The organism is Candidatus Pelagibacter sp. uisw_091 (assembly GCF_059512525.1).
Window position 1 is genome coordinate 237522 of the sequence record NZ_CM183455.1, and the last position, 13880, is coordinate 251401.

The 13880-nt window shown below is 31.3% G+C and carries 13 protein-coding genes; 7 read left to right on the plus strand and 6 right to left on the minus strand.

Annotated features, from left to right (window positions below; genetic code table 11):
• The first annotated feature begins 1 nt into the window (after window position 1).
• The 4 genes from AC5YGA_RS01265 to AC5YGA_RS01280 all read left to right on the plus strand — a co-directional run bounded on the left by AC5YGA_RS01265 (window position 2) and on the right by AC5YGA_RS01280 (window position 4381).
• Window positions 2-1012: a branched-chain amino acid ABC transporter permease gene (locus AC5YGA_RS01265; RefSeq protein ID WP_415308822.1), complete on the plus strand. Its 1011-nt coding sequence runs from the start codon at window positions 2-4 to the stop codon at window positions 1010-1012.
• A gap of 35 nt (window positions 1013-1047) precedes the next feature.
• Window positions 1048-2379: a branched-chain amino acid ABC transporter permease gene (locus tag AC5YGA_RS01270; protein WP_415309360.1), complete on the plus strand. Its 1332-nt coding sequence runs from the start codon at window positions 1048-1050 to the stop codon at window positions 2377-2379.
• A gap of 75 nt (window positions 2380-2454) precedes the next feature.
• A complete protein-coding gene (locus AC5YGA_RS01275) occupies window positions 2455-3618 on the plus strand; it encodes an MFS transporter (RefSeq protein WP_415308824.1) in 1164 nt (387 codons plus the stop codon).
• Window position 3619: 1 nt separating this feature from the next.
• On the plus strand, window positions 3620-4381 hold the full coding sequence (locus AC5YGA_RS01280) for a sulfite exporter TauE/SafE family protein (protein ID WP_415308826.1): 762 nt from the start codon (window positions 3620-3622) through the stop codon (window positions 4379-4381).
• Window positions 4382-4437: 56 nt separating this feature from the next.
• Here the strand turns inward: AC5YGA_RS01280 and AC5YGA_RS01285 are convergent, their stop codons facing one another.
• The 6 genes from AC5YGA_RS01285 to AC5YGA_RS01310 form a co-directional block, all read right to left on the minus strand.
• On the minus strand, window positions 4438-5622 hold the full coding sequence (locus tag AC5YGA_RS01285) for an ABC transporter substrate-binding protein (RefSeq protein WP_415308828.1): 1185 nt from the start codon (window positions 5620-5622) through the stop codon (window positions 4438-4440).
• 76 nt (window positions 5623-5698) lie between these two features.
• Complete coding sequence (locus tag AC5YGA_RS01290; RefSeq protein ID WP_415308830.1) at window positions 5699-6556, minus strand: DMT family transporter; 858 nt, start codon at window positions 6554-6556, stop codon at window positions 5699-5701.
• A 4-nt stretch (window positions 6557-6560) separates the two neighbouring features.
• Window positions 6561-8042: an aldehyde dehydrogenase gene (locus AC5YGA_RS01295; RefSeq protein WP_415308832.1), complete on the minus strand. Its 1482-nt coding sequence runs from the start codon at window positions 8040-8042 to the stop codon at window positions 6561-6563.
• Window positions 8043-8825: an alpha/beta fold hydrolase gene (locus AC5YGA_RS01300; protein ID WP_415308834.1), complete on the minus strand. Its 783-nt coding sequence runs from the start codon at window positions 8823-8825 to the stop codon at window positions 8043-8045. It abuts the gene before it with no gap.
• A 4-nt stretch (window positions 8826-8829) separates the two neighbouring features.
• The gene (locus AC5YGA_RS01305; protein WP_415308836.1) at window positions 8830-9417 is read right to left on the minus strand and encodes an amino acid synthesis family protein; all 588 of its coding nucleotides are present in this window, start codon (window positions 9415-9417) and stop codon (window positions 8830-8832) included.
• Window positions 9417-10583, minus strand: a complete 1167-nt coding sequence (locus AC5YGA_RS01310; protein ID WP_415308838.1) for an LLM class flavin-dependent oxidoreductase — start codon at window positions 10581-10583, stop codon at window positions 9417-9419. Before AC5YGA_RS01310 ends, AC5YGA_RS01305 begins: the two co-directional genes overlap by 1 nt.
• Before the next feature lie 167 nt (window positions 10584-10750).
• Between AC5YGA_RS01310 and AC5YGA_RS01315 the strand changes: the two genes are divergently transcribed.
• Genes AC5YGA_RS01315 through AC5YGA_RS01325 form a run of 3 tightly spaced genes read left to right on the plus strand, consistent with a single transcriptional unit; the run spans window position 10751 to window position 13812 of the window.
• Window positions 10751-11494, plus strand: coding sequence for a maleate cis-trans isomerase family protein (locus AC5YGA_RS01315; RefSeq protein ID WP_415308840.1), 744 nt, complete (start codon window positions 10751-10753; stop codon window positions 11492-11494).
• Between the two features lie 5 nt (window positions 11495-11499).
• The gene (locus AC5YGA_RS01320; RefSeq protein ID WP_415308842.1) at window positions 11500-12666 is read left to right on the plus strand and encodes a M24 family metallopeptidase; all 1167 of its coding nucleotides are present in this window, start codon (window positions 11500-11502) and stop codon (window positions 12664-12666) included.
• A 57-nt stretch (window positions 12667-12723) separates the two neighbouring features.
• Entirely contained in the window at window positions 12724-13812 is a 1089-nt protein-coding gene (locus AC5YGA_RS01325) for an ABC transporter ATP-binding protein (RefSeq protein WP_415308844.1), read from the plus strand.
• The last annotated feature ends 68 nt before the right edge of the window (window positions 13813-13880 follow it).

A 13880-nucleotide genomic window follows, 5' to 3' on the forward strand; every position in this document is an offset into this window, starting at 1 on the left:
TATGGAATTTTTAAACGCAATTATATTATTATTAAATTACATTTTTATGCCAGCACTTACATATGGCTCACAACTAGCGCTCGGTGCAATATTTGTTACTTTAATTTATGGAATTTTAAGATTTGCTAATTTTGCAACTGGAGACATGATGGCTTTTGGTACAATGGTTACTATTTTAATTACTTGGTACTTTCAATCAATTGGTATTTCTTTAGGTGTTTTACCAACAGCTCTTATTGCTATCCCTTTTGCTATAATTTTTATGATTGGTTATATGCTCTTTATAGATAAATTTGTATTTAGATATTATAGAGTTCAAAAAAGCCCACCAGTTCAGCTTGCAATGGTTAGTATTGGTGTAATGTTTGTAACTCAAGCTGTAGTAAGAATAATAATTGGGCCTGCTGACAGAAGATTTTTCGATGGAGAAAAATTTATTATTAAAGCTGGTGAATTTAAAGAGATGACAGGACTTAATGAAGGTTTGGCTATTAAATCTAGTCAGGTTATAACAATATTTGTAACACTTTTATTAGTTTCAATTTTATTTTGGTTTTTAAATAAGACTAAAACAGGAAAAAGCATGCGTGCTTACTCAGACAACGAAGACTTAGCTTTATTATCTGGGATAGATCCAAAAAGAGTAGTTATGATTACTTGGATTATAGCTGGTATTTTAGCAACTATTGGTGGTGCTTTGTATGGTTTGGACAAAAGTTTTAAACCATTTACCTACTTTAATAATATGCTACCAATTTTTGCTGCTGCAATTGTTGGAGGTATTGGAAACCCTTTTGGAGCATTTTTAGGTGGATATGTGATAGCTTTTTCAGAAATATTCCTCACTTATGCTTATAAAAAATTTTTTATGTACATTTTACCAGAAAGTATGGAGCCAGAAACATTAATGCAATTATTATCAACAGATTATAAGTTTGCCGTATCATTTTCTATACTGGTGATTGTCTTACTTTATAGACCAAATGGAATATTTAAAGGGAAAGTATTGTGAGAAAGTACCTAAACGTAATTACAGCATATACCATAATGATGGGTTTAATTATCTTAGTTGGAATATTTCAATCATGGAATGTTGCTCTATCAATTTTTAATATGTGTTTAATTTCTGCAGTGATGACCATGGGTGCAAATATTCAATGGGGATACGCAGGTCTAATTAATTTTGGTCTCATGGGTTATGCGGCATTGGGTGGATTGGCTGCAGTCTTAATATCAGCTGAGCCAGTGCAAGAAGCATGGGTTGCGGGGGGGTTTAATATTTTAATGTGTTTATGGTTAATAGTAGCTATGATATTTGCAATACGTTTTCTATTAAAAAATTTTGAAAAATCAAAATTTAGAACTTATGGTATTGCTGCAATTATTATTGCTGGAATTATTATTATAAGAATAACATCAGAGTCAAGTATTGAAGCTATTGAAAGTGTTAACCCTGCAACAACAGGGTTTCTTGGTGGATTAGGACTGCCAATTATGCTCTCTTGGATAGTAGGTGCCTTCTTTGCTGCAGGCCTAGCTTTTATAGTAGGTAAAGTTGCTCTAGGATTACGTGCTGATTATTTAGCTATTGCGACATTGCTTATATCAGAAATAGTCATAGCTATTATTAAACATGAAGATTGGTTAACACGTGGAGTTAAAAATGTAATTGGACTAGATCGACCAGTACCTTACGAAATTGAACTACAAACTAAAGAATGGTTTATAAATTTAGTTGCGAAATTTAATTCTGGCAAATTAGATTTAATCGCAAACATATTAAATAAACAAGTGGCTCTTAATCAATTAGTCATTGAAGGATCGTCAGTTTTTGTAAAACTTTGCTATTCAGGATTATTTTTAATTGTTGTAATAGCTTTATTAATAGTTACTCAAAAAGCTCTTTATTCTCCATGGGGAAGAATGATGCGAGCTATACGAGACAATGAAGAAGCAGCAAACGCTATGGGAAAAAATGTTGTTAAACAGCATTTGTTAATTTTTATTTTAGGCTCAGCTATTGTTGGAATAGCTGGCGCCATGTTAGTTACTCAAGATGGTTTGTTTACACCCGGTAGCTATAGACCAATGAGATATACTTTCTTGATTTGGGTTATGGTTATTGTTGGAGGAAGTGGTAATAATTTTGGAGCAATTTTAGGAGGTTTTGCAGTTTGGTTTTTATGGATTGAGGCTGCGCCAATAGCATTATTCTTAATTAATCTGTTTACAACAGGTTTAGCAGATACACATTCACTAAAGATTCATTTAATTGAAAGCGTTCCATACTTTAGATACTTAATGATGGGCATGGGTCTTTTATTGATCATGAGGTACCGACCAAAAGGTATACTTCCTGAGAAAATAGAAATAAAATAAAAACATTATGAAATATATTATACTTGGAGCTGCAGTGGCTTGGGCCATGTACATTGGTGATAAATATTTTTTTTAATGAATAAAAATTTATGGTTGTTGATTTTAAGTCAGGTTTTTGCTTTTACAGCAGCACCTGTAACAGTTTTTTTAAGTGGAATAATTGGCTCTCAATTTAGTCCAGTAAAATCTTTAGCAACTCTACCGATGGCCTTATCAATTGTAGGTATAGCTATTTTTGCAATTTTTGCAGCAAAGGTCATGAGTATAATTGGACGTAGAGCAGGCTTTATGTTTGCTTCTGTATTAAGTTCCTTGTCATCTATTTTAGCCGCTTATTCAATAATTAATGAAAGTTTTATTCTTTTTAATTTTTCATGTTTTTTACTGGGCGCTGGAGTAGCTTTTAGTCATCAATATCGTTTTGCAGCTGTTGAAACAGTAAAAAAAGATATGGCGCCTAAAGCAATATCAATAATATTATTAGCAGGAATAGGTTCAGCTTTTATAGGACCAAATGTTGCTAACATAACAAAGGATATTATAGCTGAACATTTATATGCTGGATCTTATATTGCGCTTGCAGCTTTAACTCTAACTTCAACAATTTTTTTATTATTTTATAAAGATGGGCATAAACCAAATAGTATTAACAAAAAAATCAAACGTAGTTATTTAGAGTTAATTTCTCAACCAAGATTTTTACAAGCTTTAGTGGCTTCAGCATTTGCTTATGCTGTGATGTCATTTTTAATGACTGCAACCCCAATAAGTATGCATGTAATGGAAAAAATAAGTTTAACTAAAACAGGGTTTGTAATTCAGCTTCACATCGCAGCAATGTTTTTACCATCACTAGTTACAGGTAATTTGATAAGAAAATTTGGTCACAGTAAAATAATGTATGCAGGTGTTGCCTTATTCCTAATAACAATTTTAACAAGCTTGTTTGAGCAAAACTTTGTTAATTACTTAATTGCTCTAATATTTTTAGGATTTGGCTGGAATTTTTTATTTATATCTGGAACAAGTTTATTAGTTTTATCTTATAGAGAAAATGAAAAATTTAAAGCACAAGGCTTTAATGATCTAATTGTTTACTCTATCCAAGCAATAGCAAGTTTATCAGCAGGAGTTTTCTTAACATTAACAAGCTGGAAAACAATGAATTTAATTTGTTTAATCTTTTTAACTATAATTATTTTATCAACATTAAGAGCAGATTTTAAAGAAAGAAGATAAGATGGATTTTTTATCCTATTTTCAACTTAGTTTAATAGAAATTTATTATGTAATTTTTATAGTATTTATTGCATCTATAATACGAGGCTTTAATGGTTTTGGTTTTTCTGCAATATGTATATCTGGCTTTTCTTTTATACTTCCAGCTATTGAAATAGTTCCAATCATCCTAGCGTTAGAGGTAGTTATTAGTATTTTTATGGTTCCATATATTTGGAACAAAATCGACTGGAGATTTGTTTTTAAAATATTATTAGGAATAATAATTGGATCTCCAATTGGCCTTTATTTATTGAAGTATTTAGATCCACAAATAACTCATTTATCTGTTTGTTTATTAATAATATTTTTTTCAATTTTATTAATGAAAGGATTTTCTAATCAAAAAATTAATAATAATTATGGAAAATTTTTTACTGGTATAATTTCTGGAGCACTAAATGGACTTACAACATTAGGTGGTATGCCAGTGGCACTTTTTTTATTAATTACAAGTATTCAGCCAGCGATAATAAGAGGTTCGTTGGCAGCTTTATTTTTTTTAACAGATATATACGTATTTGTTCTAAGTTTTTTTTCAGGAATTGTTGATGTGACAACAATTTATAGAATAATTCCATTAATTATAATTTTACCAATAGGAGTTTTTATTGGGAATAAATTTTTTGTTAAGAGTAAGGAAGAAACTTATAGAAAAGTTGTATTTTATTTCCTAATAATTATTTCAATTACTGGAATTTTAAAAATTATGAGTAATTTTTAAATAAAAAAAACCCTCAGCAATTTTCACTGCTAAGGGTTTTAAAATTAAGATATTAATTATCTTTGTTTTTTGTTTTTAAATTTTCCACCTTTGATTTCTTTTTCTAAGAAAGAACCTTCAGCTTCACCTACACTAGTAAAAGTAACTCCAGTTGCACCTTCGTAGTCAACTTTTTTACCTTTAGCTAGTAAGTCTAAACCTTTTTTAAGTTCACCTGGATAAATCTTAGTTCCAGGACCATTAGCAACATCCATTACATTTTTAGCAATAGAAGCTCTATCAGCTGATCCACCAGCTTGCATTGCAAGAACGATTAGAGCTGCTGCATCGTATGATTCACCTGTATAAGGCCCAGACGAGTCAATACCAGCAGCTTTTGCTACAGTTGTAAAAGTACCTGCTGTTTTTTTATTCATTGAACCAGGCATTGAACCAAAAGATTTATTTAAGTCTTTTCCAAAAGCTTCAGTTAATGAATCACCGATCATACCGTCAGATAAAATAAATTTATCAAATGCACCAGAGTCTAAAGAACCTTGTATAATTCCTTTTCCACCTTGGTCTAGGTAGCCGATTACAGCTATTGCATCACCACCTGCTGCAGCTAAAGTAGCTACTTCAGATGAGTAATCTGCTTTTCCATCTTCGTGAGCAGAAACAGTTGTTACTTTAATGCCATGAGCCTCTACTGCTGCTTTGTAAACATCAGCTAAACCTTTTCCATAGTCATTATTTGTGTAAGTAATAGCAACACTCTTAATTCTTCTATCCTTTGTAATATTAGCTAAAACTTGTCCACCTCTAGCATCAGAAGGAGCTGTTCTGAAAAAGAACCCTTTATCATCTAAACTTGTAAGTCCTGGTGATGTTGCAGATGGTGAAATCATAACTACACCATTTGGAACAGCAACGTTTGACGCAATAGCACCAGTTACACCTGAACAGTCAGCACCCATAATAGCCGCTACACCTTGTGCAATAACACCTTCAGCTGCTGTAGTTGCTGCCGCTGAGTCAACACAAGTTGAATCTGCTCTTACTACTGAAATAGTTTCTCCACCTAGTAGTGAACCTGAATCAGAAGCTTCTTTAAAAGCAAGTTCCGCAGATGCAGCCATAGCTGGTGTTAGAGATTCAATAGGACCAGTAAATCCTAATATGATTCCCATTTTAACCTCTGCGAATGTACTCGTTGTAAATGTTGAAACGAATATAAATGCAGCAATAAATAGTTTTTTCATTATTTTCCTCTTTGATTGTTAACAATTTATAAAAAGATGATTAAATTACGATTAATCTAAAAATTCAATGGGTAAATTATCTTATTTTACTGAGTAAAAAGACCGAACTTAGGACAATTATACTACCAATAAGGAACAAGATCGTTGGAATTTCTCCAAATATTAAAAAAGTTAGTCCGATCCCAAAAATTGGAAATAAAGAGTAAGAAGGAAAAATTTGACCAACAGTATAAAATTTATAGAGATAGAACATCAGTAAGTGAGCACCTAAAGAAACAACAATTGCTTGATAGGAAATTAACAACCAAGAGTTAAAATTAATAGATGAAATATTACTGAGTGTATCACCCTCAATAAAATAAGAGACTATTAATAAAATTGAAAAACCAAACAATCCTGTAAAAGCATTAGTTAAGCTTATGTCCAAGCTTCTTAGCTTTCTTGAATACACTTGAGCTAAACCAAAAGATAGAGCCATTAAACCCGCATAAAACAATCCTAAAAGATTATTAGTCAATTTTGGATCAAAAAATATTATTAAGATGCCAATAAATGAAGTAAAAATTAATATCCATTTTTTTGAACTTATATTTTCATCTAATATTATAGCGCTAGCTAAAATTCCAAAAGGAATTGCAAGTTGTGAGCCTACTATGACTGGAGATATAATTGATGAATAATAAAGTGATAAAGTCATAAATGAGTAGACCAAAACACCCATAGAAATAGAGAAAGCTATTAATGATGGGATATATTTTTTCTCTGGTATTTTAAATCTCCAAAAAGGTATTAATAAAATCAAAACCAATCCCATTCTAAGCGATGCCATTAGAATTGGAGGAACAGAGTCATTTAAGACTAATTTTGTTATAGGGAAAGCACTTCCATGAGCTACTGCTATAAAAAGTAAAATTAACAAATGTTTTAAAGGCAATCCATTATCCCATTGTAAATGGGTCAGTCATCGGTTTATCCGAAGAATTATACCATGTAGTTTTTATTCTCGTATATTCTTTAATAGACTCGATGCCAGCTTCTTTACCGTAACCACTATCTTTAATGCCTCCAAATGGCGCCATTGGTGAAATTAATCTATAAGTGTTTACAAATACTATTCCTGCTCTTACTGCTTTAGAAACCCTCATACCTCTTCCAAGGTTTGCTGTATAAACCCCCGAAGATAAACCATATTTGTTATCATTCATTTGTTTAATTGCTTCATCTTCAGTCTCAAATTTCATCACAGATAATACTGGACCAAATAATTCATTTTCAGCTGTAGGTAAATTGTGATTTTTACATTCAATTATTGTAGCTGGGAAATAATACCCTTTATTTGATATGCTAGATCTTTTTCCTCCACATCTAATCTTTCCACCTTGTTCAATAGTTGCTTTGATATTTTTTTCAATATTTTCTAATTGTTTAAAGCTATTTAAAGGGCCCATTTGAGTATCTTTATCCATAGGGGCTCCTAGTTTTATTTTCTCTGCTTTAGCTACTAATTTGTTTAAAAATTCATCATATATATCTGATTGAATATAAAGTCTTGATCCCGCAATACAACTTTGGCCGCTTGCACCAAAAATTCCAGCAGTAATTCCATTAAGTGCATTTTCTTGTTCGGCATCATTAAATACTACAACAGGACTTTTTCCACCAAGTTCTAAACTTACTTGAGATAAATTTTCAGCAGAATTTTTTACAATATGTTTTGCAGTTTCAGGACCACCTGTAAAAGCAATTCTTTCTACAAGATCGTGTGTAGTTAAAGCTTTACCACAAGGATCACCCAAACCAGTAATTACATTTACAACACCTTTAGGAAACCCAGATTTTTCAATTAATTTTGCAAATTCTAATAAAGTAACTGGAGCAAGTTCTGATGCCTTTATAACCACTGTATTTCCCATAGCTAAAGCAGGTGCAAGTTTTACTGCTGTTAATAACATTTGAGAATTCCATGGAATGATTGCAGCAATAACACCAATAGGTATTCTAGTTGTTGTTACTTGCATATCTGGTTTATCTATTGGAACAACAGTCCCTTCAACTTTATCTGCAAGCCCTGCAAAATAATCATAATATTCTGCTATATAATTAGCTTGTGATTTAGTTTCTCTAAAAATTTTTCCCGTATCTTTAGTTTCGATAGTACCAAGATGTTCAGCATTATCTCTTAATTGATTTGCTAGCGACCTTAAATATTTTGCTCTATCTCGAGGATGTAGGTTGGACCATGATTTTTCAAAAGCATTTTGTGCAGCCTTAACTGCTTTATCAACATCTTTCATACTTGCCCCTGGTACAGTTGCCCAAACTTCATTATTTTCTGGGTTTAAAGTTTCAATAGTTTTACCAGACTCAGAGTCAATCCATTGACCATCTATAAACATTTTAAATTTTTGAATTTTTGTCATTTAATTATTAATAAAATTTTTAAGATTTATATTAACATCATCTGCATACTCTATACTACAAAGATGTTTTCCATTACTTATCTTGGTAAAACTTGAATTTATTAAATCATTACATAAGGATTTTGACATTTCAACTGTTGAACCTGAGTCATCTGACCCTGTCATCACAAGAGTTTTAGTTTTTATACTTTTAATTATATTTATATCATCTTGATGATATGCAAATAATTTATAGGCTTTTAAGAAATTTAAATGATCTTCACCGTCTTTGGTCAAAATTTTTATAAATCGATCATAAATTTCTGGATGATCATTTAAATATTTATCAGTGAACCATCTTTTTAGTGCTTGTTTTGAAATAGGTTTATTCAACTTAGCTTGCTCAAATCTTTCTATAACTAAAGCCTTTTGTTCAGAACTTCTTTTGTATGTAGTTCCAAGCACTGTTAAAGTTTTTAATTTATCTTGGAATTTTGAAGCAAAGTCTAATGCTATCAATGAACCTAGAGAAAATCCAATGAGGTGAATTTTATCTACTTTTAAAAATTTTATTAAATCATCTAATTGGTTTGAAAAATCATCTAAAGTAATCTCTTCTTTATTAAAAGGAGTTTTTCCGTGACCTAACAAATCATAAGTAATTATTGAATTATTTTTTAAAGAATTAATTTGAGGTTCCCACATTTTATGATCTAACCCAACACCATGAATAAATACTAATGGGTCTGTGTTATTATCAACGAATAAATGATAATTTTGATTTGGATCAAAATTGTGAGGCATTAATTTATTTAGGGTCTAGTCCCATTTCCTTCATATCTTGATATCTGTCACCAGTTCTTGCATGTGCTCTGCCACTTGAGGCTCCACCGATAGCAATAACAATTTCATCATCAAAAGGAGCATCATGTATAGTAAATTCATGAGTTAGATAATAAGGTCTTAAACCAGAATCTGTTTTGTGCATCATTGGAATAGACATCTTTGATCCAGCAGGACCTCTTGTATTGGTAAAGCTTAAATAGGATGTTCCACCAACAGCATCTCTAAATTTATTTCCAAATCTTAATGTGTGAATAAATGCTGATGCATGTTCAATTTCTCCGTTAAGTCCAACAGTACCAGCTTTGCCATAGGCTAGAATTTTTTCAGGTGATCCAATCTCTTTTATAAGTTCTGGAACTAAAATATCACCCAACTTGGGAGCTAAATCCAAAATAATTGGTTTAAGATCTTCAACAAAACCTTTTCCGTACCATGGATTTTTAAAAACAGCTGCAACTGAAACAAGTAGAACAGGTTCTTTAGCTTCTTTACCTCCCTCAATAAAAGTTTTGTCTACAAATTTAGTAAACTTTCTAAGTTCAAGTTTCATTAGCTTGCTATTTCTATATTTGAATTATCTAAATTAATCTTGGGTATTACCTCATCATTAAACAGCTTTATACTTCTCATGCAATCGTCATGATCTATTCCAGGAAAATTAGACCAAACTTGAAGATTTTGTAAGTTTAACTCAGATTTTAATTCATTTATTTTATTTACAACATACTCAGGTGTTCCAAATAATAAATTTCTTTTATGTAGAAAGTCATAATTAAGTAAATCTAATTTATGTTTTGTCTCTGGCAATTCTTCACCTGGATCCATATGATTACCTAGACCTCTCCAGTGACAAACCCATTTCATATAGCTAATAATATGTTCACCAGCTAATTTTTCAGCTTCTTCCATAGTTTCTGCAACAAACATATCTCTAACCAAAGATACACCTTCCCCAAGTGGCACATCTCTATTTTCAACTTTAGATTTTGCATCTCTATAAATTTCAAATCTACCCTTTAAAGCTTTTACAGTTGGAATCCACATTATGGTATTTAATCCGTTTTGAGCAGCCCATTCAATTGATCTTGCTCCATCAACAACTTGCCATATAGGAGGATGAGGTTGTTGTTTTGGTTTTGGTACAATACTAATCTTTTTAATTTCATTAGTTTTTGTATCTAGAAATTCTTCACTAGGTGGACTCATATCGTGTTGCCAATTAAAACCAGGAGTAGGGTAGTTATAAAATTCACCCTTATGACTAAAAAATTTTTCAGTCCAAGCTTTTTTCATAATTGTTAAAGATTCATCAAACAACCTAAAATTTTTTGCCTGATCTTTTAGATCGGCTTCTTTGTTCATGTTGATAGCTTCTCTTCCATAAATTCCTCTTCCAATACCAACGTCAACTCTCCCCCCCGACAATTGATCTAATAAAGCTATGTCTTCTGCAAGACGTATAGGATTATGAAAAGTAATTACATTGCAAGCTTGACCAATTCTAATTTGTTTGGTTCTGGCTGCAGCATCAACACCCATCATTAATGGGTTAGTACAAGATTCCATTCCTTCATGATTAAAGTGATGTTCGGTATACCAAATTGATTCCCAATTATTTTCATCACAAAAAGTTGTGATTTCTTTAGTTTCGTTTAATAATTGATCGTATGGTTTATGATCCCAGTTTGTAGTGTTACAAAAATATCCAAATTTCATTCAAACCTCCTCAAATAATTAAATTTAAAGACGACTGATCCCACTTTCGTATTCTTTAGTACCGTTTAAACCTTAAGTAACGACGAGTTATGTACGCTTTTATTAAACTCTATTTTAACTAGACTCCTTATTCAATATATATTTAATCAAAATATTGCAGATAATTTATGAAATTAAACAAGGTTGAACCAAAATACATATCAAAATCCAATCCAAGAATTGGCCTTATAACACTTGGTAGCGATTTTAGAATTGAAAAAGATTTTAATAACGTGATTTATGGAAGAGATATTGATCTCTATGTAAATAGAATTCATTGTTATAATCCACTGACAAATGAAACTTTAGCAAAAATGTCAAATGACATTACAGAGGTTACAAAAGATATTTTACCAGATCAAAAAATAGATTGTGTAGCGTATGGCTGCACGTCTGGAACAGTTGCAGCTGGATATGATGTAATAAAAGAAAAAGTAAATTTGGCTAAACCAGAAACAAAAGTAACAACACCAATAACTGCAGCTATTAAAGCATTAAATAAATTAGACATTAATAAAATATCTATTTTTACACCTTATACAAAAACAATAAATGATTCTGTTGTTGGTTATTTTAAAAAAGAAAATATTAAAGTTAATTCTTTAACATATTTTGATATTGACTCTGATTTAGATATTGGAAAAGTTGATGAAGATCATTTATTTGATGTCTTATCAAAAATAGATCTTGAAGATAGTGAGGCGTTATTTGTTTCGTGTACAGCTTTACCAGTATTATCTATAATTGATAAATTAGAAAAAAAACTAAATAAAATTATTCTATCAAGTAATCAAACTTTAATCTGGGACTCGCTCAATGAAATTAATTATAAAGAAAAGATTGAAGGTTTTGGAAAATTATTTAATAGTTAAGCTATATGAATTTTAGTAAAGAAGAATACAAAGCCAGATTAAAAAAAGTTCAAAGCTCAATGCAAGAAAAAGGTATAGAGCTATTAATTTCAAGTGATACAGCAAATATGAACTATTTAACTGGCTATGATGCTTGGTCATTTTATTATGCTCAAGCTGTAATTGTGCATGTAAATGCTGATGAGCCATTATGCTGGGTTAGAAAACAAGATTCAGGTGGAGCTTATATAAAAACTTATTTAAAAAATGAAAATATTTTAGTTTATGATGAAAAATATATTCATACTTGGCCACTTCATCCTTATGATAATCTTGTAGAAATTATTAAAGAGAGAAAATGGGACAAACTTACAATAGGGTTAGAAATGGATAGTCATTACTTTACAGCTTATTGTTATGAAAAAATGAAACAAGGGCTACCAAATGTAAAACTAAAAGATTCTGAAAGATTAGTTAACTGGGCAAGAGTAGTTAAATCAAATGCTGAGATTGAACTTATGAAATCGGCAGCAATAATTTCACAGAAGGGAATGCAAGCGGCATTTGATGTAATAAACCCAGGTGTCAGGCAATGCGATGCCGTAGGAGAAATTCAAAAAGCATTATTTTATGGAACTCCAGAATTTGGGGGTGAGTATTCAAGTATTGCAACGCTACTTCCAACAGGAAAAGGTACTTCAGCATCACATTTAACAGCAACACAAGATAAGTTTATTGAGGGTGAGGCTACAATTATTGAACTTTCAGGGGTATATCAAAGGTACCATTGCCCAATGGCTAGAACAGTTTTACTTGGAAAGCCTGATCAAAAGAAAATTGACACTATGAATAAAACAAATGAAGCTCTTCAAGCTGGAATAGATGCTGCAAAACCTGGGCAAACAGCAAATGACGTTGCGCAAGCTTTTTGGAAAATTCTAGATAAATATGGAATAGAAAAAACCTCTAGAACTGGGTATTCAATAGGAATTGGTTATCCACCTGATTGGGGCGAACATACTTTAAATATATCAAAAGGTGATATGACTATTCTAGAGCCAAACGTTACTTTTCACATGATTGCAGTAATGCAATTTGGAGAGTGGGGTGTTGAAGCATCTGAAGCGATACGAATAACTGACAATGGGTGCGCGTTATTCTGTAATTTCCCAAAAGATTTACACGTTAAATAGTTGAAATAAAAAAACTTGATAAAAAACTCAACAAATGTTTTAAATCTAAAAAAAATTATGTCTAAAAATAATGAATTTGTTAAATTTGATAATGTAGACAAGAGCTATGATGGAAAAATCTTAGTTGTTAAGGGTTTACAGCTAGATATTGCTGAAGGTGAATTTGTAACAATGTTAGGACCCTCTGGTTCTGGTAAAACAACTTGTTTAATGATGTTAGCAGGTTTTGAGACGCCAACACATGGAGAAATTTATTTAGACGGTAATGCAATTTCAAATATTCCACCTCATAAAAGAGGTATCGGTATGGTTTTTCAAAACTATGCTTTGTTCCCTCATATGACAGTATATGAAAACTTAGCTTTTCCACTGAGAGTTAGAAAAATTCCAAAAGATGAAGCAGATAAAAAAATTGATAAAGCATTATCTATGGTGTCTCTTCAAGGCTTTGAAGCAAGAATGCCAATGCAATTATCTGGAGGACAACAACAACGTGTTGCGGTTGCAAGATCTTTAGTGTTTGATCCACAAGTAGTATTAATGGATGAACCACTTGGAGCTTTAGATAAAAATTTAAGAGAAAGTATGCAGTATGAAATTAAACATATTCATGAAAGTATTGGTGTAACAGTTGTATATGTAACTCATGATCAGACTGAAGCATTAACAATGTCAAGTCGTATTGCAGTATTCAATGATGGTAAAGTTCAGCAACTTTCAAGTCCAGATGAATTATATGAGAGACCTGTAAATTCATTTGTGGCAGAATTTATTGGTGAGAATAATACATTTGGTGGAACAGTTAGTGATATTTCAGGTGACACTTGTAAAGTTAAATTAAATAATGGTACTGAAATTTTAGCAAACCCAATTTCGGTTAAGGCTAAAGGAGAAAAAACAACAGTATCCTTAAGACCTGAACGAGCTTTGATTAACCCAAAAGATAAGATGGATAATAATCATAAGGGCAAAATAGAAGAAGTTATTTATCATGGTGACCATACAAGAGTTAGAATTAATCTATTAGGAAATGATCAATTCATCTTAAAAATTCCGAATAGCACATCTAATTTAGACATTAAATTGGGTAAAGATATTAATGTTGGCTGGAACATTAAAGACAGCAGAGCTTTAGATCCCAAATAAATTTTAAATAATAATCTTAATAAAATAAAGGCAAATTAGCCTTAATTGGCTGTTGACTCATTGAGCTG